17 protein-coding genes are annotated in these 24,796 nt (G+C 42.8%); 16 read left to right on the top strand and 1 reads right to left on the bottom strand.

What is annotated here, in order from left to right:
• Positions 1 to 386 precede the first annotated feature (386 nt).
• The 7 genes from ptsP to RIL182_RS13620 all read left to right on the top strand — a co-directional run bounded on the left by ptsP (position 387) and on the right by RIL182_RS13620 (position 8,373).
• Positions 387 to 2,000 (top strand): phosphoenolpyruvate--protein phosphotransferase, encoded by a 1,614-nt coding sequence (gene ptsP, locus RIL182_RS13650; RefSeq protein WP_006857952.1) that lies wholly within the window; start codon positions 387 to 389, stop codon positions 1,998 to 2,000.
• A 23-nt stretch (positions 2,001 to 2,023) separates the two neighbouring features.
• On the top strand, positions 2,024 to 2,281 hold the full coding sequence (locus RIL182_RS13645; RefSeq protein WP_006857951.1) for an HPr family phosphocarrier protein: 258 nt from the start codon (positions 2,024 to 2,026) through the stop codon (positions 2,279 to 2,281).
• A 238-nt stretch (positions 2,282 to 2,519) separates the two neighbouring features.
• The gene (licT, locus tag RIL182_RS13640) at positions 2,520 to 3,353 is read left to right on the top strand and encodes a BglG family transcription antiterminator LicT (protein WP_006857950.1); all 834 of its coding nucleotides are present in this window, start codon (positions 2,520 to 2,522) and stop codon (positions 3,351 to 3,353) included.
• A gap of 35 nt (positions 3,354 to 3,388) precedes the next feature.
• Positions 3,389 to 3,871: a PTS sugar transporter subunit IIA gene (locus RIL182_RS13635; protein ID WP_022112008.1), complete on the top strand. Its 483-nt coding sequence runs from the start codon at positions 3,389 to 3,391 to the stop codon at positions 3,869 to 3,871.
• Between the two features lie 138 nt (positions 3,872 to 4,009).
• Positions 4,010 to 5,479 carry an N-acetylglucosamine-specific PTS transporter subunit IIBC gene (gene nagE, locus RIL182_RS13630; RefSeq protein ID WP_334295701.1) on the top strand — a complete coding sequence of 490 codons (1,470 nt, stop codon included), beginning with the start codon at positions 4,010 to 4,012 and terminating at the stop codon, positions 5,477 to 5,479.
• Between the two features lie 325 nt (positions 5,480 to 5,804).
• Entirely contained in the window at positions 5,805 to 6,593 is a 789-nt protein-coding gene (locus tag RIL182_RS13625) for a hypothetical protein (RefSeq protein ID WP_243128691.1), read from the top strand.
• 121 nt (positions 6,594 to 6,714) lie between these two features.
• Positions 6,715 to 8,373: a putative manganese-dependent inorganic diphosphatase gene (locus RIL182_RS13620; RefSeq protein ID WP_006857948.1), complete on the top strand. Its 1,659-nt coding sequence runs from the start codon at positions 6,715 to 6,717 to the stop codon at positions 8,371 to 8,373.
• A 48-nt stretch (positions 8,374 to 8,421) separates the two neighbouring features.
• On the opposite strand, the gene RIL182_RS13615 is transcribed toward RIL182_RS13620, so the two are convergent.
• Complete coding sequence (locus tag RIL182_RS13615) at positions 8,422 to 9,270, bottom strand: helix-turn-helix domain-containing protein (protein WP_006857947.1); 849 nt, start codon at positions 9,268 to 9,270, stop codon at positions 8,422 to 8,424.
• Between the two features lie 259 nt (positions 9,271 to 9,529).
• Between RIL182_RS13615 and RIL182_RS13610 the strand changes: the two genes are divergently transcribed.
• The 9 genes from RIL182_RS13610 to hemW all read left to right on the top strand — a co-directional run bounded on the left by RIL182_RS13610 (position 9,530) and on the right by hemW (position 24,702).
• Entirely contained in the window at positions 9,530 to 10,714 is a 1,185-nt protein-coding gene (locus tag RIL182_RS13610; RefSeq protein WP_006857946.1) for a trans-sulfuration enzyme family protein, read from the top strand.
• A gap of 27 nt (positions 10,715 to 10,741) precedes the next feature.
• The gene (gene dapF / locus RIL182_RS13605; RefSeq protein ID WP_044999254.1) at positions 10,742 to 11,596 is read left to right on the top strand and encodes a diaminopimelate epimerase; all 855 of its coding nucleotides are present in this window, start codon (positions 10,742 to 10,744) and stop codon (positions 11,594 to 11,596) included.
• A gap of 241 nt (positions 11,597 to 11,837) precedes the next feature.
• Positions 11,838 to 13,358 (top strand): UDP-N-acetylmuramoyl-L-alanyl-D-glutamate--2,6-diaminopimelate ligase, encoded by a 1,521-nt coding sequence (locus tag RIL182_RS13600; RefSeq protein WP_006857945.1) that lies wholly within the window; start codon positions 11,838 to 11,840, stop codon positions 13,356 to 13,358.
• Between the two features lie 123 nt (positions 13,359 to 13,481).
• On the top strand, positions 13,482 to 14,633 hold the full coding sequence (locus RIL182_RS13595; RefSeq protein WP_082241371.1) for an ATP-binding protein: 1,152 nt from the start codon (positions 13,482 to 13,484) through the stop codon (positions 14,631 to 14,633).
• 610 nt (positions 14,634 to 15,243) lie between these two features.
• Entirely contained in the window at positions 15,244 to 16,527 is a 1,284-nt protein-coding gene (gene ltrA, locus RIL182_RS13590) for a group II intron reverse transcriptase/maturase (RefSeq protein WP_157351184.1), read from the top strand.
• Positions 16,528 to 16,759: 232 nt separating this feature from the next.
• Positions 16,760 to 19,084, top strand: coding sequence for a WD40/YVTN/BNR-like repeat-containing protein (locus RIL182_RS13585; protein ID WP_044999431.1), 2,325 nt, complete (start codon positions 16,760 to 16,762; stop codon positions 19,082 to 19,084).
• A 121-nt stretch (positions 19,085 to 19,205) separates the two neighbouring features.
• Positions 19,206 to 21,275: a glycoside hydrolase family 31 protein gene (locus RIL182_RS13580; RefSeq protein WP_006858484.1), complete on the top strand. Its 2,070-nt coding sequence runs from the start codon at positions 19,206 to 19,208 to the stop codon at positions 21,273 to 21,275.
• Between the two features lie 383 nt (positions 21,276 to 21,658).
• Positions 21,659 to 23,470, top strand: coding sequence for a translation elongation factor 4 (lepA, locus tag RIL182_RS13575; RefSeq protein ID WP_044999432.1), 1,812 nt, complete (start codon positions 21,659 to 21,661; stop codon positions 23,468 to 23,470).
• Positions 23,471 to 23,472: 2 nt separating this feature from the next.
• Complete coding sequence (hemW, locus tag RIL182_RS13570; RefSeq protein WP_006858485.1) at positions 23,473 to 24,702, top strand: radical SAM family heme chaperone HemW; 1,230 nt, start codon at positions 23,473 to 23,475, stop codon at positions 24,700 to 24,702.
• Positions 24,703 to 24,796 lie beyond the last annotated feature (94 nt).

The following is a 24,796-nucleotide window of genomic DNA, read 5'->3' as shown; positions in this document are numbered from 1 at the left end:
TTTCCAAAGCCCGGAAAGGTATAAGCCTTTTCGGGCTTTTTGTAAGTCAGAAGCTGGTGATAAAATAAACTTTTGGTTACAGGATTATAACTGGAGCATGGAACAGATAGCAGGCGGTCCGATAGATAAGATATATCTGTGAAAATATGTCGAAAATTATATCATAATTGTATACAAAGTATATAATTAGCATAATACGAAATTGTGTATTGACAAAAACAGGGTAAAAACGTATAATAAAAATACATATAGAGGGTAGTTCACATGCAAATGTACTAAACCGAAAAAGTAAGACGCTTATGATTGCGTGTGCTTTTTCGGTTTTTTTGATTTTGAATGCAGATGTGGTGGAGTAATGTGACTTGTTGTTTAGAGGGGGGAAACAAATGCAGCAAATTAATGGAAAGATTGCATTCGGAGGAATTGCGATTGGAAAAATCAAAGAAGTTTTTAAAGAAAACAATGTGGTAAGACGTGTGAAAATTGATGACACACAGGCAGAAATTTCACGTTTTAGAGCAGCCAAAGATCAGGCAACAGAAGAATTAAAGGCACTTTATGACAAGGCAGTCAAAGAAGTTGGTGAAGCAAATGCAGCAATTTTTGAAGTACATCAGATGATGTTAGAGGATGAAGATTATCTGGATTCTATTTGTAATATCATAGCAGTGCAGTCTGTGAACGCAGAATTTGCTGTAGCGACGACGGGAGATAATTTTGCAAGGATGTTTGCGGATATGGATGACGATTATATGAAAGAACGTGCAGCAGATGTAAAAGATATTTCTGAACGTGTGATCCGTATTTTATCCCGGAAAGAAGAAACTGTGCATGCGGACGATGAAGAAAAATATATTATAGCAGCGGACGACCTTGCTCCAAGCGAGACAATTCAGTTAGAACGTGAGAGAGTGCTTGCATTTGTGACAAGACAAGGTTCTACCAATTCTCATACAGCCATTCTTGCCAGAACGATGAATATTCCGGCATTGGTATCAGCGGCAATTCCAAAAGGAGTGAATGGAAAGTATGCAATTATAGATGGATTTAAGGGTATTTTGATCCTTGATCCAGAGGAAGAAATATTAAAAGAATACGAGAAAAAACAGCAGAATGAGAAGAAACGTCAGGAATTATTACAGCAGTTAAAGGGAAAACCGACTGTTACAAAAGATGGAAAAGAGATCAAACTCTATGCTAATATTGGTGAGGTAAAAGATTTAGGAGCTGTTTTACAGAATGATGCAGCCGGAATCGGACTTTTCAGAAGTGAGTTTTTATATTTGCAGAGTGATCATTTCCCAACAGAGGAAGAACAGTTCCAGGCCTATAAAACGGTTGCAGAAGTGATGGCTGGAAAAAAGGTGATCATCCGCACATTAGATATCGGAGCAGACAAGAAGATAGATTATTTTGGGCTTGATCGTGAGGATAATCCGGCATTGGGATATCGTGCAGTAAGAATCTGCCTGAACCGGCCGGAAATTTTTAAAACACAGTTAAGAGCGTTGCTGCGTGCAAGCATGTTTGGCAATATTTCCATTATGGTTCCTATGATCGCATCTGTATGGGAAGTGAAAAAAGTAAAAGAAATCATGGAGGAAGTGAAAACGGAATTGTCAACAGAGGGATTGCCATATAAAGAAGTTGAATTTGGAGTTATGATCGAGACTCCTGCAGCAGTTATGATCGCAGATGATCTAGCAAAAGAGGTGGATTTCTTTAGTATTGGAACCAATGACCTGACACAGTATACGCTTGCTATTGACAGGCAGAATGCAAAACTTGACCGTTTCTATGATTCACATCATCCGGCAGTACTCAAAATGATCCAGATGGTTATTGACAGTGCCCATGAAGAAGGAATCTGGGCAGGAATTTGCGGAGAACTTGGAGCAGACCTGACTTTGACAGAAACATTTGTGAAAATGGGTATTGATGAATTATCGGTATCACCTGCAATGGTGCTGCCTGTAAGAAATAAAATAATAAATGCATAATCTAAGCATAGGAGGAAATTAAAATGAAATCATTCAGTTACACAGTAAAGGACGAGTTGGGTATTCATGCAAGACCGGCGGGAATGCTCGTAAAAGAGGTTAAAAATTTTAAAAGTAAAGTAACTCTCGAAAAAGACGGAAAAGTAATTGATGCAACCCGTCTGATGGCAGTTATGAGTATGGGAGTAAAAAAAGACCAGACTGTGACTATAACAGTGGAAGGTGCTGACGAAGATGCGGCATATGATGCATTAAAATCTTTCTTTGAAACAAATTTGTGAGATAATTAGTTATTGTGTACAGGTTTTTGAAAAAAGTATGGTGGATATTAACAAAAAAACAAAAATAATAAGAATAAAACTTGACATAATAAACAATGAATGCTACAATTTATTTAGATAGAAACAGAGTACATTGGATTGTTACTGGTAAGCAGGCAAAACCAAATTTTACATATCTGGCTTAGATTTTGTAAAATTTGGTTTTTTTAAATTTTTAGGGACAAAAACGGAGTGGAATATGGTTATCCAGAAAGTGATTAATAACAATGTAATATCAGCATATGATGTGAATCAGCAGGAAATTGTTATCATGGGTAAGGGAATCGGGTTTAAGGCGCATACGGGAGAACTGATTGATGAAAGCAAAATCGAGAAGGTTTTTCGTATTGAGAATGAGAATCTTTCCAGACAGTTTCAGGAACTTTTAGAAAATATTCCATTAGAGCACATGCAGCTTACCAGTGATATTATATCCTACGCAATAAAGAATCTGAATGTACAACTGAATCAGAATATATACATCACTTTGACAGATCATATTAATTTTGCAATCCAGAGACAGTCGCAGGGGATTCAATTGAAGAATGCATTACTTTGGGAGACTAAGAAGTTTTACCATCAGGAATATCTGATGGGAAAATATGCAGTTGATCTTTTGAATGAGAAGCTGGGTACAGAGTTTACGGAAGATGAAGCAGGATTTATAGCCCTGCATTTTGTGAATGCAGAATACAACACGACGATCAATGATACATTTGAAATGACGAATATGATTCAGAAGATTTTAGAACTGGTCAGGCTGGAAATGGGAATTGAGTTTGATGAGGAATCTCTGCATTATGAGAGATTTATCACTCATCTTAAGTTTTTGGTACAGCGCCTTTACCGGCATGAATTGTTGAAAGATGAGGAGATTGAATTTGCAAGGATGATGGAAAATAAGTATCCGAAGGAATATGAATGCAGTAAACATATTGCTGAATATATTGAAAAGGAATATGGCAGCGGAATTGCCAGCGAGGAAATCATGTTTCTGGCGATACATATAAAACGTGTGTGTATGGCAGGATAAACCTGACAATAATACAGCAGAAAAGAGGTGTGGAAATGTTTGATTTTTTTAAGAAAAAAGAAAAAGGGATTGAGATAGGTTCACCAGTAAAAGGAAAAACGGTTGCGATCAGTAATGTAAGTGATCCAACTTTTGGAGAGGAGATTTTAGGAAAAGGTGTTGCAATTATTCCTGCGGAAGGCAGGATATATGCACCGGCCGATGGTACGATTGAGATGTTATTTGATACGATGCATGCAGTAAGTATGACGACTTCAGAAGGTGTAGAACTGCTCATACACATAGGACTTGATACGGTTGCATTAAAGGGAGAACATTTTACTGCATATAAAGGCAATGGTGATTCTGTGAAAAAGGGAGAACTGTTGATAGAGGCTGATCTTGATGCAGTAAAAAAAGCCGGTTATGACGTGATCACGCCTGTGGTTGTGTGCAATACATCAGATTATCAGACAGTGGAAACAGTGACAGATCAGGAAGTAGAACCTGGCGACACAGTATTGATTCTAAATAAATAAAGCGCAATATACAGTTGTTAGTGTGAAAAATAAGATTTTTCACACGCAAGAATGGAGATTAAAATGTATTTTAGCCGTACTTATAACGGCATAAAATAAAATGAAAAGGGATAAAAAAAAGGAGGAGCTTTTATTATGATGAAGTATTTACAGAAATTGGGAAAAGCATTAATGCTTCCTGTAGCGTGTCTTCCAATCTGTGGTATCTTAATGGGTATTGGATATGCGCTATGTCCATCTACCATGCAGGGGGGCGATGTTTCCGGTATCGTTCAGATGATCGGTTTCTTCCTTGTAAAAGCAGGAGGAGCTTTGATCGATAACATGGCAATTCTTTTTGTTATCGGTGTCGGCGTTGGTATGGCAGATGATAATGATGGTACAGCAGCTCTTGCAGCTTTGGCATCATGGTTAATGATGACAAACCTTCTTTCTACAGGGGTTGTTACAACGTTAATGCCGGTAATTGCAGAGAATGAGACAAAAGTGCTTGCATTCAGTAAGATTGCAAACCCATTTATCGGTATCCTTGCCGGTATCATCGGTGCAACATGCTACAACAAATTCAAAGGTACAAAATTACCTGACTGGTTATCATTCTTCAGTGGTAAGCGTTGTGTAGCAATCGTTGCAGGCGTTGTTTCTATCATTGTATCCGCAATCTTATTATTCATCTGGCCTTTATTATTTGGAGCATTAGTTTCAATCGGTGAAGGAATTGTTGGATTTGGTCCTGTTGGTGCAGGTATTTATGCATTCTTAAACAGATTGCTGATTCCAACCGGATTACATCATGCACTGAACAATGTATTCTGGTTTGATACGATCGGACTTGGGGATTTACAACATTTCTGGGCAGGCGAGACGTCGGCAGATGTAACATGGGATTTAGGTATGTATATGTCTGGATTCTTCCCATGTATGATGTTCGGTGTTCCGGGTGCAGCTCTTGCTATGATTCAGACGGCTAAGAGTAATAAGAAGAAAGTTGCAATCGGTCTGGTTGCCTCCGCAGCTGTCTGTGCATTTGTCTGTGGTGTTACAGAGCCATTTGAGTTTGGGTTCATGTTCCTTGCACCGGCACTTTATGTTGTATACGCATTATTATATGGTATCTTCACAGTGATCACGGTATTAGTTGGATTTAGAGCAGGTTTTAGTTTCTCTGCTGGAGCAACAGACCTTCTTTTCTCTGCAACCCTTCCGGCAGCGAAGAATACCTGGATGATCATTCCACTTGGTATTGCAGCATTTATTGTATTTTATGTTGTATTCCGTTTCGCTATCACAAAGTTTGATCTGAAAACTCCTGGTAGAGAAGACGATGATGTGGAAGCAGAGAAAAATGTCGACCTTGGGAGCAGTGATTATACAACTGTAGCGGCAGCAATTTTAGAAGGCGTTGGTGGTGCAGCAAATATTAAAAGTATTGATAACTGTATTACAAGACTTCGGCTTGAAGTAAAAGACAGTTCTTTAGTAGATGAGAAGAAAATCAAATCAGCAGGGGCTGCTGGTGTTATCAGACCAAGTAAAACAGCTGTTCAGGTTGTCATTGGAACAAAAGTCCAGTTCGTAGCTGATGAGTTCAAAAAATTATGTAGATAATCAAAAACATAATATTTGTGAAATGAAATCATATTTAAGAAAAAATAATCCCTTTTTTGACAGAGGCGGTTCCGGTTGGAATCGCTTCTTTGTCATCTATACGATTTTTAATGAAAATATAAAGTTTCACAGTCCACATGTTTAACATAATGGAAAATAATTTATTGTTTACAAAGAAAAATGATAATGATAGAATAACCATGATATATTGCGAAAAAAATCAGAAAGGGGGAAGAAGTGAACACAGATGGCTGGTTTATGGCAGATGGTATTCAGACAGCTTCAACCCCGGAAAAAGCGGATGGTGCCGCAGAATGTACGACTTTTGAACCGGAATAAGCCGGAAGAGAGTGGACAGATGCACACGCAGGAACAGGAAAGGACACAAAAGGACGTGGAAAATGAAGATTTACTGATCAGTCAGATCGATGAGTTTCGCGAGAAAGCAAAACAGCTTCAGGTGCTTTTAGAGGCAAAGGAGAGTAAGGCAGCGGAACTGCAGTCACTTGTGGATGAGAGAGCCGGCAAAGCACAGGAGTTAGAACATATTTTAACAGAACGTCAGGAAGAGGCGGACAAGATCGTTACTGAGTTTGGAAGAAAGGTAGATGCGCTTGCGGATAAAGTGACGACGAAAATGGCTGAGATTGAGGCAGGTCTTAGCGGACAGGTGGCTGATATCCGAAAGACCAGTGAGGAACAGATTGCCTTAAATCGCAGGATGAATGAGGAACAGACAGCTTCTAACCGGAAATTAAATGAAGAACAGATCGCTGCGAACAAACAGTTCTTAGAGGAACAGGCGATTGCAAATAAGAAGCTCAGCGAGGGACAGATTGCGGAGGTCAAAGAACTGTTAGAGAATGCAACGTCACAGTTGGAGTCCATTAAGACGGATCTTTCTGAAAAAGTACACACGGAAAATGTCAAATGTTATCGCAACATACAGGATCTGTTCAATGAGTTTGATTCCAAGATCGAAAAAATGGACGAGATGGAGGGTGGTGTGGACTCTGTCAAAGGTTATGTGAAGCTGTTGTCCTGGTTTTCAATCTTAAATTTTGTAGTATTGATTATTTTTATTTTATACTCTATGGGAGTATTTCACTTTTAATGGTATACAACATGACGCCGGCATTGCCAGCGTCTGTTTCTTTCTTTTTTAAAATAAGAAAAGTGAATTTTGCAGCAATCAATATAATAGCTGCTATTTTTTAGGTAAAGAGAGGAATTTCATGAGCGCAGAAAAGAGAAAAGTTTGGGTTGTAGGGCACAAAAATCCTGATACGGATTCTATTTGTGCAGCTCTCTCTTATGCATATTTAAAAAATCAGACAGAAAACGATAAAACCTATGTGGCAAAACGTGCCGGAGCAGTAAATGCGGAGACACATTATGTGCTGGATTATTTTGGAGCACAGGAGCCGGAGTTAGTCACCTATGCGGGAACACAGATTAAGGATATCAATTTTAGAAGAACGGCAGGCGTAAGCAGCCAGATTTCCTTAAGACGTGCATGGGAGACCATGAAAAAATTAGAGGTTGTAACACTTCCGGTAACCAATCAGTTTGGAAAACTCGAAGGAATCATTGTTACGAAGGATATTGCAACGTCTTACATGGACGTTTTTGATAATCATGTGTTATCCCAGGCACGAACACAGTATAAAAATATTGCCGCAACATTAGATGGAACGATTATTGTAGGAAATGAACATGCCTATTTTGTAAAGGGAAAGGTAGTGGTAGCTACTTCAAATCCGGAATATATGGCAGACTATATCGAGGATGATGATATGGTAATCTTAGGTGACCGGGAAGAGGCGCAGAAGCAGGCAATCGAGTCAAATGCGAGCTGTCTGATCATCGGTGGAGGAATCGAAGTCGGCGAGGACGTGCGCACTTTGGCAGAAAAACATGACTGCATCATTATTACGACACCGTTTGATACTTTTTCTGTGGCACGTCTTATTAATCAGAGTATGCCGATCAAACAGTTTATGACACAGAAAAATATCATCACATTCGGAATTGAAGACTATGTCGATGAAGTGCGGGAGACGATGTCAAAAATCAGACACCGTGATTTCCCAATCTTAAATGAAAACGGTAATTATGCCGGAATGGTTTCACGCCGTAATTTGATGAATATGCAGAAAAAACAGGTGATACTTGTTGATCATAATGAGAAGGCGCAGGCGGTAGACGGGATTGACGAGGCTGAGATCTTAGAGATCATTGATCACCATCGTCTCGGCAGTCTTGAGACAGTTTCACCGGTATATTTTAGAAACCAGCCGCTTGGATGTACATCTACGATCATTTATCAGATGTATCAGGAAAAGAGTGTGGATGTGCCGAAACAGATCGCAGGTCTTTTATTGTCTGCAATTATTTCCGATACGCTGATGTTCCGTTCACCGACATGTACTCCGTTAGATAAATCAGTTGCGGAGGCTCTTGCAGTGATCGCGGAAGTGGATATTGAGACTTATGCGAAAAATATGTTCCAGGCGGGCAGTAATTTCAGTGGGAAAACGACAGAAGAGATTTTTTATCAGGATTTCAAAATTTTCCATACCGATGACTGTGATTTTGGCGTAGCGCAGATCAGTGCCATGAGCCGGGAAGAGTTAGACAAAGTAGCAGAGCAGATACGTCCGTTTATGGTGCAGGTGCTTGCAGAAAAGAAGATCGATATGGTCTATGTTATGCTGACAGATATCTTAGAGGAATCTTCAAAGATTATTTTTGACGGGGAAAATGCAGGCAAAATTTTAGGAGCTGCGTTCCGCAAAGAAGAACGCAGTGAGGGCATTTTATTAGAGGGAATCGTTTCAAGAAAGAAACAGTTCATACCGACGCTCATGAATGAGATGGCAGAGCGCCAGTAAGATGCAAACGCTGTTGTTCATACAATAAGTGTGAGAAAAAGTTAGATGCTAGGATTTCAGGTTTTGGAGAGACTCGCGTGGGGCCTCTCCAAAACTTTTTTTGTATGCGCGCGAAAAGGTCGAATAATTCTTAAAACCGCATGCATAGCAGACCTCGGTGATCGGTGCCCCTTCCGCAATCAGATCCTTTGCAAGAAGCAGTCTTTTGGTCGAGAGATAATTGCCGATCGTGTAGCCGGTCTGCTCTTTGAATGTGTGCATCAGATAAGAGCGGCTTAGGAAAAAATGCGCAGACAAAGTATCAATGGAGATGTCTTCCGTCAGATGTTCGCCAAGATAATTTAACACAGCGATAATTTTTTCGTCGGAGGCAGAATCATTGATAAATTCAATGCCATCATGCATGGCGGCACGGTTTAACTGTATCATAAATTCCAAAAATAAAATTTCCTGATGCAGGGAAGCTGCAAAATCTTTATCGTTTTTAGCATGGTCAAGTGACTGTATCGCTGTCTTTAACTTTGCAGCACGCGAGCCGTGAAAACGCAGAACGTGGGACTGCTCAGCAGCAGCCTGTTTCAGACAATGTGAAAGATCACAGTCCGGCTCCTTGTATTTTTTCAAAAAGTCCGGCGAAACATAGATGATAATACGCTCATAAGGAGACTCCGACTGGATGATCGGCCGGTGCACCTCCCCCGCGTGAACCAGCACGATATCATTCGGGGCAAGCTGGTAAGAACGTCCCTCAATACAATAAGTGATATCACCATTCAACAGGATCAGGATCTTGTGAAAATCGTGATAGTGATAGGAAAACTCCTTTTTATTCTGATCTTTCAAGTGAAATAATTTAAAACTCGATGTCAGATAACCGACTTTTTTATATTCCGGCATATAGGCACTCCTTCCGAATTAGATGAATAAAATGCTGTCAGGAAAAACAAACTGCCATTCAGGGAACTTTAATCCACCTTTTCCCCTGACATCAATCCAACCCTAACACAAAAAAGCACAATTTGCAATATACACAGCACTAGACGAGTATATATTTTAAAAAGTGTTTTATATAATAGAACCATATGAAAGAGACCAGTTACAGGAAATAAATGTTTTATAAACTTGAAATAATAAGATAGAAAAGAAGGAGAACGGCATGAAGAATTTCAGCAATTACAACGATTACAGTACAAAAGAAGAGTTACATTTTGAATCAAAAGCAGTACACGGAGCACTTGGTACGGAGCCGCTTACCGGAGCCGTCAGCATGCCGATCTTTCAGACGGCAACTTTCCGTCATCCGGAACTTGGGGAATCCACAGGATTTGCGTACAGTCGTCTTGAGAATCCGACCAGACAGGAATTAGAGCGTACCATGGCAATCTTAGAGGGTGGGATCAAAGGATTTGCATTTTCCAGCGGACAGGCAGCTAATATGGCAGTATTTTCCCTGTTAAATCCGGGAGATCATGTGATCTTATCTGACGATATTTATGGTGGAACATTCCGTATCATCGGCGATGTTTTTGGAAAATACGGAATCGAGCACACTTATGTGGATATGTCGGAACTTGATGAGGTAAAGGTAGCAATCCGCCCGAATACAAAGATGTTCTTCATTGAGACACCAACCAACCCGATGATGAAAGTGGCAGATATCCATGCACTTTCTGAGATCGCAAAGGGTATCGGAGCACTTACGGTTGTAGATAATACGTTTTTGACACCGTATTTCCAGAAACCGTTACAGCTTGGAGCAGATATCGTAACACACAGTTCCACGAAATATTTAGGAGGACACAATGATACGATTTCCGGTATCGTAGTTGTAAAGGATAACGAGGAGATCGCAGAAAAGATCCATGTTCACATTAAATCCCATGGCAGTCAGCTTGCACCGCTTGACAGCTGGCTGATCTTAAGAGGAATCAAGACTCTGGCAGTCCGTATGGACAGACATAATGAAAATGCAAAGAAAGTTGCGGAGTGGCTCAGAACACAGCCGAAAGTACAGAAAGTATATTATGTGGGATTTGAGGATCACAAGGATTATGCAGTGACCAAAAAACAGACGACGGGTTTTGGCGGAATGATTTCATTTACCGTTGACAGCTTTGAAACAGTAAAGAAAATCTTAAAGGGTGTTGATATGATCATGTTTGCAGAGAGCCTTGGCGGAACAGAGACACTGATCACTTATCCGACCACGCAGACACATGAAGATACACCACTTGATATCAAGGAAAAACTTGGCATCACAGATTGTTTCCTTCGTATGTCAGTCGGAATCGAGAATGCAGATGATATCATCGCAGATCTTGACCGTGCAATGAATGCGTAAAAACGAGGCGCAGAAATGAGGATTACCATGAAATTTACAAAAATGCAGGCATTTGGAAATGATTATGTATATATTGATGCCATTCATCAGAATATTACAAATTTACCGGAGCTGGCACGTTTTGTCAGTGACAGACATTTTGCAATCGGATCGGACGGTATGGTTTTAATCTGTCCGTCTGATAAGGGAGATTTCCGGATGCGGATGTTTAACCCGGACGGTTCAGAAGGCGAAATGTGTGGCAACGCACTTCGTTCTGTCGGGAAATATGTCTATGACCATAAACTGACGGATAAGACAGAACTTGTGATCGAAACACTTGGTGGAATGCAGCATTTGAACCTGACTGTGACGGATGGATTAGTATCTAATATCCGGGCGGATATCGGGGAGCCGAGACTGAATACGAAAGTAATTCCTGTAAATACAAATTTAGATCAGTTCGTGGAACAGCCGGTGGAGGTCTTAGATAAAACATTCCATATTACAGCAGTATCTTGGGGTAATCCACACTGTGCAATGTTTGTGGATTCTGTTGCAGACCTTGATGTGGAGCGTTACGGAAAGACGATCGAACATATGACATCCCTGTTTCCAAGCAAGACGAACGTCACATTTGCTGAGTTTGTAAAACGTGATTATATCAAGATCCGTGAGTGGGAGCGTGGAACCGGCGAGACGATCGGATGTGGGACAGGCTGTTCGACAGCGGTTGTCGCAGGTGTTTTAACTGGAAGAACAGACCGCAAAGTTACTGTGGAGCAGATCGGCGGACCGCTTTTGATCGAGTGGGATGAAAAAACGAACCATCTGTTTATGACGGGACCATCACACACCGTATTTGAAGCGGAGATTGATGCGTCACATATTTTAGAAAAATAAAAGAAATTGTTACTGTTCACGCGGGGACTTGGCATCTGCTGTCAGGTTGTGCGCCAGAGACTGAATTTTGTGAACAGCAGCAGAAATTTGATATCGGGGCTGCCGTGCAGAATGTACGGCGGCTTTTCATGGTTTGAAGTTGTACATTAAGAATAAGGACGATTTATCATAATGATTGCCGGAAATGAAAATTAAAAAATGATATCTTTTCTGTTTTAAATTGTCCGGAACCGGAGGAAAAATGAAATTAAGTAAGATTTGTGAAAAGATAAAATATGAATGTTTACAGGGAAGCATGGATGCAGAGGTCAGGGACATCATCTATGATTCGAGAAAGATTGCAAAAGAAACCATGTTTGTCTGCATGGTGGGAGCAGTGACGGATGGTCATAAATATATTCCGGATGCGGTGGAAAAGGGAGCAAGCGTCATTGTTGTGGAGCGCGATGAAGAAGCTGCTCAGATCCCGGGTACGATCACGGTGTTAAAAGTGGAGTCTGCCCGCTATGCACTGGCACTGATGTCAGCAGCGCTGTTTGACTATCCGGCAGAAAAACTGATTACGATCGGACTGACCGGTACAAAAGGAAAGACAACCACAACATACATGATCAAAAATGTGTTGGAAGCGGCCGGCAAAAAAGTTGGACTTATCGGAACGATCGGTGCAATGATCGGAGATGAAAAGATTCCGTCTAAAAACACAACGCCGGAATCCTACGAACTGCACCGCATGTTTGCATCTATGGTGGAGGCAGGCTGCGAGTATGCGGTGATGGAGGTATCATCCCAGGGACTTAAGATGGACCGTACAGCGGGAATCATGTTTGATTATGGTGTGTTTACCAACCTTTCCCCGGATCATATCGGACCAAATGAACATGCATCTTTTGAGGAATATTTAGAATGTAAGAGCATGCTATTCCGCCAGTGCAAGATTGGTATTTTAAATGCGGATGATGAGCACAGCGAGGCAGTTGCAGCAAACCATACCTGTGAGATCCACAGTTTTGGCGTAGAGGATAATAATGAAAAAACATTTCTTGGGAAGCCGCTTGATCTGGTTGCAGCGGATCTTGGATTTATCAAGGAGAATGGAAAACTCGGTATGTATTTTCATGTAAAAGGCTGCATGGACTGTGAGGCAAGAGTGCACATTCCGGGTAGATTTTCGGTATACAATTCACTGGTGACCATGTTGGTATGTCATCTGGCAGGAATTTCGGATCAGGCGATCTTAGATGGTTTAAACAAGGTACAGGTTAAAGGCCGTGTGGAAATGCTTCCGGTATCAAAAGATTATTACCTGATTATTGACTATGCACACAACGAAGTCAGCACCAGAAGCGTGCTTACAACATTGATGGAATATCATCCGAAACGCCTGATCTGTGTGTATGGCGGCGGTGGAAACCGTTCAAAACTGCGCCGTTATGATATGGGAGAGGTGACCGGTGAGATGGCGGATCTCTGTGTACTGACCTGCGATAATCCGAGAGACGAAGAAATCCGTGATATCAATAACGATATTAAAGTCGGACTGGCAAAGAGCAATGGAAAGTATATCGAGATCGACGACAGAAAAGAAGCAATCGCTTACTGCATGGTAAATGCCCAGCCGGGAGATATGATCGTACTGCTCGGAAAAGGGCATGAGGATTATCAGGAAATCCGTGGCGTGAAGTATCATTTTGATGAACGTGAGGCAGTGGCTGAGATCTTAGAGGAGATCAAAGAAGGAAAACGTGTACGCATGGTGTAATTGCTGATAACAGGAAGTGTGTGGAACATGCAATCGATGGATTGGAACAACGGGTTTGCCCGAAAAGCGGGAAAATATTTTATTGTAATACCACACGAAGTGAACGAAATTGGAGGAAATATTTTGAATACAATTACTGTAGAAGAACTGGCACAGAACGGAACAGAGGGACTGCAGCTTATAGATGTCCGTCCGGAAAATGATTTCTCGCACGGAGCGATCGAGGGCGCTGTTAATCTTCCATTAGAAAAGATTGAAGCGGGTGAGACAGCTATTTTAAAAAAAGATCAGCCTGTTTATCTGTACTGCCATGTGGGTGAAAACAGCCGTGATGCAGCTGAAATATTAGAGGACGATGGGTTTACGACTGTCAATTTAGAGGGTGGTTACCGCGCATGGTTAAGATATCAGCTCACGCGCGTGACAATGGAGGACGATTCAAGAAAAGAGCGCACGGAGCAGATTGAAAAAAGCCTGATCAAAAAATTCAGAAAACCAATCTGGAGCCGTTTCACCAAAGCACTGCATGATTATGAAATGATAAAGGACGGCGATAAGATTGCAGTGTGTATTTCCGGTGGAAAAGATTCCATGCTTTTGGCAAAACTGTTTCAGGAATTATACCGACACGGAAAACGCAATTTTGGACTTGTTTTTTTGTGCATGAATCCGGGTTACAACGAGGAAAACTGGCGTATTATTCAGGAAAATGCAAAACTTCTTGATATTCCGCTCACGACATTTGAAACACAGATCTTTGATTCTGTTGCGGAGGTGGATAAGAATCCGTGTTACCTGTGTGCAAGAATGAGAAGAGGATATCTGTACTCCAAGGCAAAAGAGTTAGGCTGTAACAAGATCGCGCTGGGACATCATTTTGACGATGTGATCGAGACGATCCTGATGGGAATGTTGTACAGCGGCAAAGTGGAGACTATGATGCCAAAACTTCACAGCCAGAACTTTGAGGGCATGGAACTGATCCGTCCGCTGTATCTTGTCAAAGAAGAGGATATCAAGGCATGGCGTGATTACAACCGCCTGCAGTTTATCCAGTGTGCATGCCGTTTTACTGAAAACTGTACAAGCTGTGGCGGGGCAAAAGGTTCGAAACGTGAGGAGATGAAAGATCTTGTGACGGAACTTCGCAAAAAGAGTGAGTTCATCGACAGTAATATTTTCAATAGTGTCAGCAATGTGAATTTAAAGACCATCATTGGTTATAAGAAAGATGGAGAGTATCACAATTTCCTGGATAATTATGATGCTGAGTAAAAGCGGATTTTTCGGGTAAAAGTGGGCGAATAAATATGGTAGAAAATCGAGGCGAAAATCCTTACTTTTAAAGTAGGGATTCGTTTGGTGTTGAGAAAGGAATCCTGCGTTGCGGGGTTCCTTTTTTGGTTTGCGCGCCATGGGCGCGCTCTAATGGGTGAAAGTCCCGAACACGCCTAGGCAACGAGGAAGTGTATAGCAGAACAGCAAGGGTGTCCATCGTGAGGTGGAATCTGAAGGAAGCTGTAAGCAAACTCTTGGTCCGACGGACAGAAATCACATATAAGGCTCGGAAATACGGATAAGTCTGCCAAAAGAGATGAAGTCCTAAAGTTGCTGGAAGTACGAGTAGATGTGGCGGATAGATGAGAGGAAAGAGCGTGCACCTTAAGCGTGGAGGTCTCACAGGGGTTTCATTAGCCTAGTAACAACGAACTGTGAGAAGTCAGCCGAGCCCATAGTAGTGAAGAAGTCTCTGTAATGGAGATAGAGCAAAGGGGCGAACAATCAATAAGTTTGAGTATGTCTCGTATTGCAGAAGAGATAACATCTGCCGTAACCAATCGGGTAAAAGATGGTCAAATCAAGCGGGACGGAAAGGAAAGAACGCATGGACACAAGTAGTCTAATGGAGCAGATACTATCTAACGATAATCTCAACAGAGCATATCTGCAAGTCGTACGAAACAAAGGTGCCGAGGGAGTAGACGGAATGAAGTACACAGAACTCAAGGAATATCTTGCAAAGAACGGCGAAATTATCAAGGAACAGTTGAGGATAAGAAAATATAAACCTCAACCAGTACGAAGAGTGGAGATACCAAAGCCTGATGGTGGTGTCAGAAACCTGGGAGTACCGACAGTAACAGACAGATTCATACAACAAGCTATTGCACAGGTTTTAACACCAATCTATGAGGAACAATTCCATGACCATAGCTATGGATTCAGACCGAACAGATGTGCACAGCAAGCAATCCTTACAGCACTCGATATGATGAATGACGGAAATGATTGGATTGTAGACATTGACTTGGAAAAGTTCTTTGACACAGTAAATCATGACAAACTTATGACTATCATAGGTAGAACTATTAAAGATGGAGATGTTATCTCTATTGTCAGAAAATACCTAGTCAGTGGAATCATGATTGACGATGAGTATGAGGATTCTATCGTGGGAACACCTCAAGGTGGAAATCTCTCGCCATTATTGGCAAATATTATGCTGAACGAACTAGACAAGGAAATGGAAAAGAGAGGACTTAACTTTGTACGGTATGCGGATGACTGTATCATTATGGTCGGAAGTGAAATGTCTGCGAATAGAGTTATGAGAAATATCTCACGATTCATTGAGGAAAAACTAGGACTTAAAGTCAATATGACGAAGAGCAAAGTAGATAGACCAAGAGGAATTAAATACCTTGGGTTTGGATTCTACTACGATACAAGTGCACAGCAATTCAAGGCGAAACCACATGCAAAATCAGTAATGAAGTATAAGAAGAGGATGAGGGAACTCACTTGTCGTAGCTGGGGCGTTAGCAACAGCTATAAAGTAGAGAGACTTAATCAGCTTATCAGAGGATGGATTAACTACTTTAAGATAGGTAGTATGAAAACTCTCTGTAGAGAACTTGATGGAAACATTAGATATAGAATACGCATGTGTATTTGGAAACATTGGAAAACACCACAAAACAAAGAGAAGAATTTGGTTAAACTCGGCGTTCCAAGATGGGCGGCACATAAAGTGGCAAATACTGGCAATCGGTATGCACACATGTGTCACAATGGATGGATACAAAAGGCTATAAGCACAAAGAGACTAACTTCATTTGGATTAGTCTCAATGTTAGATTACTACACCGAAAGGTGTGTTACTTGTTAAGTTGATTGAACCGCCGTGTACCGAACGGTACGCACGGTGGTGTGAGAGGTCGGGAAATCACTCAGATTTCCCTCCTACTCGATCGTGGAGGATTTGTAATGAAGCGGTGCGTGGGTGTGGCTGTCAGCCCCCCCCAGGTTCGCCATTCCAGCCCCAAAAGAGCCCCGCACCTTACATGCAAAATGAATCCCCCTACCCCAAAAACCACCCACGAAAGGAGTTCACCTATACAATGAAAGCCCACAAAACAATCACCTACGAATACAAAAACGCCCCAATCCCCGGCGGCGGCTACGTCACCGGTTTATTGTACCACCCAAAACAGCCCGGCATCCTCTATGCCAGAACAGACATCGGAGGCGTTTACCGGTATGAATACGAAAAAAAGTGCTGGAAAAGCCTCATCGACAGTGTGAGCATGGCGGACATCTCCGAAACATTTCCAATCGCATGCGCACTCGATGAAAAGAAACCGGAGCGCCTGTACATCATGAGCGGCATTAACGGACAGGGCTATGGAAAATTTTCAATTTCAGAGAATTATGGAGAGACATTTATTCACAAAAAAATCCCGGTGACCGTTCATGGCAATCTTTGCGGAAGAGGAACCGGATACCGTCTGGTGGTAGATAAAAAAGATGAAAACACACTTTATTTTGCAAGCCAGTTAGATGGTCTCTGGAAAACCACGGACAGAGGAGATACCTGGGAACGGCTTCCTTTAGAGGAAAATTACATGACCTGTGTCTGGGTATCGGATGATTCGAAAACAATTGTTGCAGGAACCGCAGGATATACGACAAGGGAGAGTGATACGCTTCGCGGTCACAGCCTGTATGTTTCCTATGATGCAGGGCAGACGTTTGAAAAACTGATGCAGCCGGAAAATGTCATGATTCATGACAGTAAAATGAACGGTCTTGTGGCATCGCGCTATGACTATGATGGAACATACCTTTATGTGACGATGAATGTCACTGGAAGATGGAATTATGTGGTCGACCTTGGATATAGCTGTGATTCCGGGGATGTGATCGGCGGGAAAGTGCTGCGGTATTATTTTTCAGACGGGAAAATTGCAGGGTATGATGACATTACACCGGATGAGGATGGCACGCTGACAGCAGAATTTTTAAATTATGGTTTTGGCGGTATTTCTTCCTGTAAAACAATGCCGGGACTTCTGGTGTGTTCAACGCTCTGCAGGGAAAAAGAGAGCGATGAAATCGTATATCTTTCGAAAGATTATGGCAGCAGCTGGAGCGTGAGTCTCTGCGGACTGGAAAAGGGGGATTTATATTTTAATACTTCCTACATGAAACCGGAGTATAACGGAAACCATTGTCTGCTGCACTGGCTGAGTGATATTAAGATCAATCCGTTTGATCCGGATGAGGTATGGTTTAATTCGGGAACCGGCGTTTTTATGACGGATGCGCTGCTCAGTGAGCATCCGCGCTATCATGATGCGTGTACCGGAATCGAGGAGACCGTTCATCTGAATGTATATGCGCCGGTTGATGGAGAGGTACAGCTTGTGGATATCGTTGGAGACCTCGGCGGATTTGCATTCCGGAATCTTGATGAACCCTGTAAAAATTCTTTTGATGACAGCGAGGGCAACCGTTACATTACCTGTATCAACGCAGATATTTCCGATGCGGACAGTAATCTTGGCATTGTGACGGCGCGGGGAAACTGGAAAGGAAAAACCAAAGGCGGTCTGGTGCGCACGTGCGATAATTTTAAAACATTTGACCGGATCGGCATGCCGTTTGGTATCAATGCAGAGATCGACAAGAAACTGCATGAGATCGAAAACCCGAATGTCAATGCCGGATGGGTGGCAGTGTCACCGGATGGCGTCAATATTGTATGGTCGGTTGCGGATGGGATAAGGCTTCCGGTGGAACTGGTGCTTGTCAGCAATGGTGGAGGACACAGTTTTCAAAAAGCAGGAGTGTTTGATCTGGCGGGGCAGCCTGTTGAGACGGGATATCTGAAAGTATTTTCCGACCGCAGCAGGAAAGATCTGTTTTATGGTTTTGGCGGTGCGTCCGAAATCTATGTGAGCAGGGATGGAGGAAGAAACTTTTATCAGAAACAGCCGAAAGAGGCATTTCCGGTCTGTGATTTTGGCTATATTGATACTGCAAATAAGACGGAAGTGCGCGGTGAGGGCGGAAAGACTGGCATATTTTACCTGGCATTGGGCGATGCAGGACTTTATAAACTCTGTTATGACACGAAAACAGAAGAAATCCATGTGAAACGCCTGACGGACACAGGGGATGCCTGCTACCGGATGGGACTTGGTGTGATCGGAGAGGACAGGGATTATCTGACAGAGGAAAAAGCAATTTATTTCTGCGGACGCCTTGAAGGGGAATATGGTTTTTACCGCACGTTTGATGAGGGAAAATCGTATGAGCGGCTGAATCAGGATAACCAGATGTACGGCGAGATCAACAGTATCGATGGGGATAAAAGAAAGTTTGGCAGATTTTTTCTGGCGACCGGGTCACGCGGTGTTTTGTATGGGGAGATGAAACGTTAGAGTCGGAAAATATAATATAGCAGAAAGATAAATTTTGGGAGAGAAGAATTCATTTACCGGATTTATCAGGTGTAAAGACAAACGTAAGAATATATCTATATATTAAGAAAGGAAAAGTTAGATGAGAGTTTACGAAGAAAACAACAGACTTGTAATTGCAGATGGAACATTGACATTATGGTTAGAACCATGGGGAGAAAATTCCTTCCGTGTGCGCATGACCAAAGAGGCACAGATGGATGCACATGACTGGGCGCTGACCGAGGAGGTAAAAATGTGTCCGCTTCAGGTGGAGTGTAAAGAAGTTGATACGACGGATCCATGGTACAAAGGCGAGGAGTTTGCAAAATATCATCAGACCGGAAAAGTTTACACCGTTAAAAATGGAAAAATCACGGCCGTGATCTCCCCGGAGGGATGGATCAGCTATTATAATCAGAAGGGAGAACTTCTGACCGAAGAGTACTGGAGAAACAGAAACCGGATCAACCGCTACTGTGTGCCGCTGCGCATTGATGCGAGAGAGTTAAAACCGATCCCGGGCAGTACGGATTACGAACTGACTATGCGTTTTGAGGCGTTTGATGATGAAAAAATATTTGGTATGGGACAGTACCAGGAGAAAAATCTGAATAAAAAAGGTGCAATGTTAGAACTGGCGCACAGAAACAGTCAGGCGAGCGTGCCGTTTATGGTCTCAAGCAGAGGCTATGGATTTTTCTGGAACAACCCGGCAATCGGAACAGCAGTTTTTGGTGCAAACAAGACAGAGTGGTACGCAAAGAGCACAAAAAAACTGGACTACTTTATTACGGCAGGAGATACACCGTTTGAAATCGAGGAACAGTATTCTGCGGCAACCGGAAGGACTCCGATGATGCCGGAATATGGTATGGGATACTGGCAGTGCAAACTGCGCTACCGCAACCAGGATGAAATCCTTGCAGTTGCCAGAGAACACAAAAAGCGCGGACTTCCGATGGATGCGATCGTGATCGACTTTTTCCACTGGACAATGCAGGGCGAGTTTAAATTTGAGCCGAGAGACTGGCCGGACCCGAAAGCGATGGTGGATGAGTTAAAGAGCATGGGAATCGAGACGGTTGTCTCTGTCTGGCCGACCGTGGATGAGCGCAGCGAAAACTATGGCGAGATGAACGACCGCGGATATCTTGTCACACCGGATCGTGGACTTTCCTATCATATGAGCTGGATGGGAAATACCGTATTTTACGATGCGACCAATCCGGGCGCGCAGAAATTTGTATGGGAAAAATGTAAGGAAAATTACTATAAAAACGGAATTCGCTGTTTCTGGTTAGATGAAGCGGAACCGGAGTATGGACCATATGATTTTGATAATTACCGCTATTATGAGGGACCGGCACTGCAGTGCAGCAACGTTTATCCGGTTGGCTATGCGAAAGGATTTTATGACGGATTGAAAGCGGAGGGAGAAAAAGATATCATGAGTCTGGTGCGCTGTGCATGGGCAGGCAGCCAGAAATATGGCGTTCTTACCTGGTCCGGGGATGTGTACTCGTCCTTCCGCTCCATGAGAGAGCAGCTGCAGGCAGGACTTAATATGTGCGTGGCTGGTATTCCGTGGTGGACATCGGATATCGGAGGCTTTCTTGGCGGGGATATCAAAGATCCGGCATTTAAAGAACTTCTGGTGCGCTGGTTTGCCTGGGGTGCATTCTGCCCGGTATTCCGTATGCATGGGGAGCGTTCTCCGTGGTACGAGAGAGAGCAGGAGTTTATCGATGGTGTGCGCCAGCTTACTTCCGGTCAGGATAATGAAGTGTGGAGTTTTGGGGAGGACAATTATGAGATCCTGAAAAAATATCTGTTTATCCGTGAACGTCTGCGACTATACATCCGTAGTTGCATGGAACAGGCAAGTAAAACGGGTGCACCGGTGATGCGTCCACTGTTCTTTGATTTTGCGGAGGATAAAGAGAGCTGGAACGTGGAGGATGCGTATATGTTCGGACCAGATCTTTTAGTGGCACCGGTCATGGAGGCAGGTGCGACAGAGCGCAGGGTATATCTCCCAGCAGGTACAAAATGGACGGATGCCTACACGAAAAAGGTATACGAGGGCGGAAATTATGTGACAGTACCGGCACCGATCGATGTGATTCCGGTATTTATGAGAGAGGGAATCTCTTATCCGATTTATGAATAAAAGTAAGAGTTCAATGAAATAATAAGATAGCCGAGTGAAGCAAGTGTAGATCACGATCATGTGCTGGTTTTGCACATGATATAAAAAATCCCCCACGCAGTGTTTGCAGCCACTGCGTGGGGGATTTTCATATTAAGAAGGGGGTTTTGTCATATTGACGATAGAAACCCAGCTGTTAAATATTTAACAGCAAGTCTATTATGTACCCAAAAGTACTAAAAATCCAGTGAACATATTGTGAATTTTTGTATTTTAATTGTTAATAAATGAAAATGAAACATGAAAGAGGATTGCGGATGACTTGACGTTTCCTTTGCTTTTCCCGTATAATAAAAACGTATGGGCATATGCCCGGCGTATTTTTTTTTGAAATGGAGAGTAATATGTCAATAGATCAGAGTAAAATCAGAAATTTTTGTATTATAGCACATATCGATCACGGTAAATCGACACTTGCCGATCGTATCATAGAACGTACAGGAACTTTGACCAGCCGTGAGATGCAGGCGCAGGTTCTTGACAATATGGATTTAGAGCGTGAGCGTGGAATTACGATCAAGTCACAGGCAGTCCGTATCATTTATAAGGCAAATGACGGGGAAGAGTATATTTTTAACCTGATCGACACACCTGGGCACGTCGATTTTAACTATGAGGTATCACGAAGCCTTGCAGCCTGCGACGGTGCGATCCTGGTTGTGGATGCAGCACAGGGAGTGGAAGCACAGACACTGGCAAATGTATATCTCGCATTAGATCATGATCTTGATGTCATGCCTGTCATCAACAAGATCGATCTTCCGAGTGCACAGCCGGATGAAGTGGTAAAAGAAATCGAGGATGTGATCGGGATTGAGGCGGAGGATGCACCGCGTATTTCTGCTAAGACCGGCTTAAATATCGATCAGGTATTAGAGCAGATCGTAACAAAGATCCCGGCCCCGACTGGAGATAAAGAAGCACCGCTTCAGGCGCTGATCTTTGATGCACTTTACGACTCTTACAAGGGTGTTATCGTATTCTGCCGTATCAAAGAGGGAACGGTAAAAGTGGGAGATACCATCCGCATGATGGCAACCGGTGCACAGTCCGAGGTCACAGAGGTCGGATATTTTGGTGCCGGACAGTTTATCCCGTGTGATGAGCTTGCAGCGGGAATGGTAGGTTATCTCTGTGCAAGTATCAAAAATGTCCGCGATACCCGTGTCGGTGATACCGTGACAAATGCCGACCGCCCATGCAGTGAGCCGCTTCCGGGTTACAAAAAGGTCAATCCGATGGTGTACTGCGGTATGTATCCGGCTGACAGTGCAAAATATCCGGATCTCCGTGATGCATTGGAAAAATTACAGATCAACGATGCTTCCTTGCAGTATGAGCCGGAGACATCGTTAGCGCTTGGTTTTGGTTTCCGCTGCGGATTTTTAGGCCTGCTTCATTTAGAAATCATTCAGGAGCGTTTAGAGCGTGAGTTTAATTTAGATCTTGTGACAACAGCTCCGGGGGTTATTTACAAAGTGCACAAGACAAACGGAGAGGTCATGGATCTGACAAACCCGTCAAACCTGCCGGATCCGTCTGAGATCGAATACATGGAAGAACCTGTCGTATCGGCAGAAATCATGGTGACGAGTGAGTATGTCGGTGCAATCATGAAACTGTGCCAGGAGCGCCGCGGTGTTTATTTAAGTATGGAATACTTAGAGGAAACGCGTGCACTGATCAAGTATGATCTGCCGTTAAATGAGATCATTTACGATTTCTTTGATGCATTGAAGTCACGTTCGAGGGGTTATGCGTCCTTTGATTATGAATTAAAGGGATATGAGCGCTCCGAGCTGGTAAAACTTGATATCCTGATCAACAAAGAACAGGTCGATGCCCTTTCCTTTATCGTATTCAAAGACAGTGCGTATGAGCGTGGAAGAAAGATGTGCGAAAAATTAAAGGAGGAGATTCCAAGACATTTATTCGAGATCCCGATTCAGGCGGCTGTTGGCGGTAAAGTCATTGCGAGAGAGACCGTCAAGGCAATGCGTAAGGACGTGCTTGCAAAATGTTACGGTGGCGATATTTCCCGAAAGAAAAAACTGTTAGAGAAACAGAAAGAAGGAAAGAAGCGTATGCGTCAGGTCGGAAATGTCGAGATCCCGCAGGAAGCATTTATGAGTGTTTTAAAACTGGATGAGGATTAAATATGGAAAAAAAGGAACTGGAATTATATATACATATCCCGTTCTGTGTCCGGAAATGTAATTATTGTGATTTCCTTTCTTTCCCGGCAGATGAAGATACACAGAGACAATATGTGAAGGCACTTTGCAAAGAAATTTTCTATTATGGGGCACATTGCAGGGATTATGTGGTTTCAACAGTCTATATTGGTGGCGGCACGCCATCGTGGCTGTGGGAGTCGGATATGGCAGAGATCATGGATGCCGTGCATAAAAATTTTGCGCTGCTGCCGGATGCGGAAGTCTCTGTTGAGTGCAATCCCGGAACTGTTACAGCGCAGAAATTTGCAGTGTACAGACAGTCCGGGATCAACCGGATCAGTTTGGGATTGCAGTCTGCACAGAATGTTGAACTGAAAATGTTAGGGCGTATCCATACATGGGAACAGTTCCTGAAAACTTATGAACTTGCAAGAGCAGGGGGATTTTCCAATATTAATGTGGATCTAATGAGCTCACTGCCGGGACAGCACACGGCAACTTATGCGGATTCCCTGCAGAAAGTCTGCCGTCTGAAACCGGAACATATTTCTGCCTATTCGCTGATCATTGAAAAAGGAACTCCGTTTTATGATCTGTATAAATTTGATGCGGTTAAACAACGTGCAGGAATGGCGACGGATGCACTGCCGACAGAAGATGAAGTCTATGAGATGACACAGCTGACCGAGCAGATGCTTAAGGAAAACGGCTATGTGCATTATGAGGTTTCAAATTTTGCACAGCCTGGTTATGCGTGCAGACATAATATAGGTTACTGGACGCGTGTCAATTATCTTGGTCTGGGACTTGGTGCGTCGTCATTGATGGAAAATATACGTTACACTAACACCAGAGATTTATATACTTATCTGGAGCAGGTCGAAGTCATCCGGGAAGGCATCTGGGAAAATAAACATGACGACGGAACAGTGGAACAGCTCCCGGCAACCAATCTGCACGCCTCTGCTGAGTCAGTTGGCAAATATGCGCAGATGGAAGAATTTATGTATTTAGGACTTCGTATGATCGACGGAGTTTCAAGGGATGATTTTATGCACAGCTTTGGGATGCCCATCGAGGCAGTGTATCAGAAAGTTTTGAATCATCTACAGGAGGAGGAGCTCTTAGAGCGCCGCGCAGGAAGAATATACCTGACACCCAAGGGACAGGATGTCAGCAATTATGCACTGTCGCAGTTCCTGTTTGATTGAAACATCATAAAATATTAAGAAAATGTTTTATGGTCTTTTACATGTGGATAGGATATAATGTGCGTAGGCAGTGAGCGGTGCCAAATAAGAGAAA

The organism is Roseburia intestinalis L1-82 (genome assembly GCF_900537995.1).
Lineage (GTDB): Bacteria > Bacillota > Clostridia > Lachnospirales > Lachnospiraceae > Roseburia > Roseburia intestinalis.
The sequence above is the reverse complement of the archived record's forward strand: the minus strand, read 5'-3'. Positions and strand labels throughout refer to the sequence as shown.

Coding starts and splice junctions, on each gene's coding strand:
- RIL182_RS13580 (WP_006858484.1), top strand. CDS start 19,206: ATGAGAGTTTACGAAGAAAACAACAGACTTGTAATTGCAGATGGAACA.
- RIL182_RS13610 (WP_006857946.1), top strand. CDS start 9,530: ATGAAGAATTTCAGCAATTACAACGATTACAGTACAAAAGAAGAGTTA.
- RIL182_RS13645 (WP_006857951.1), top strand. CDS start 2,024: ATGAAATCATTCAGTTACACAGTAAAGGACGAGTTGGGTATTCATGCA.
- RIL182_RS13615 (WP_006857947.1), bottom strand. CDS start 9,270: ATGCCGGAATATAAAAAAGTCGGTTATCTGACATCGAGTTTTAAATTA.
- RIL182_RS13585 (WP_044999431.1), top strand. CDS start 16,760: ATGAAAGCCCACAAAACAATCACCTACGAATACAAAAACGCCCCAATC.
- RIL182_RS13635 (WP_022112008.1), top strand. CDS start 3,389: ATGTTTGATTTTTTTAAGAAAAAAGAAAAAGGGATTGAGATAGGTTCA.
- ltrA (WP_157351184.1), top strand. CDS start 15,244: ATGGACACAAGTAGTCTAATGGAGCAGATACTATCTAACGATAATCTC.
- ptsP (WP_006857952.1), top strand. CDS start 387: ATGCAGCAAATTAATGGAAAGATTGCATTCGGAGGAATTGCGATTGGA.
- licT (WP_006857950.1), top strand. CDS start 2,520: ATGGTTATCCAGAAAGTGATTAATAACAATGTAATATCAGCATATGAT.
- RIL182_RS13600 (WP_006857945.1), top strand. CDS start 11,838: ATGAAATTAAGTAAGATTTGTGAAAAGATAAAATATGAATGTTTACAG.
- lepA (WP_044999432.1), top strand. CDS start 21,659: ATGTCAATAGATCAGAGTAAAATCAGAAATTTTTGTATTATAGCACAT.
- nagE (WP_334295701.1), top strand. CDS start 4,010: ATGAAGTATTTACAGAAATTGGGAAAAGCATTAATGCTTCCTGTAGCG.
- hemW (WP_006858485.1), top strand. CDS start 23,473: ATGGAAAAAAAGGAACTGGAATTATATATACATATCCCGTTCTGTGTC.
- RIL182_RS13620 (WP_006857948.1), top strand. CDS start 6,715: ATGAGCGCAGAAAAGAGAAAAGTTTGGGTTGTAGGGCACAAAAATCCT.
- dapF (WP_044999254.1), top strand. CDS start 10,742: ATGAAATTTACAAAAATGCAGGCATTTGGAAATGATTATGTATATATT.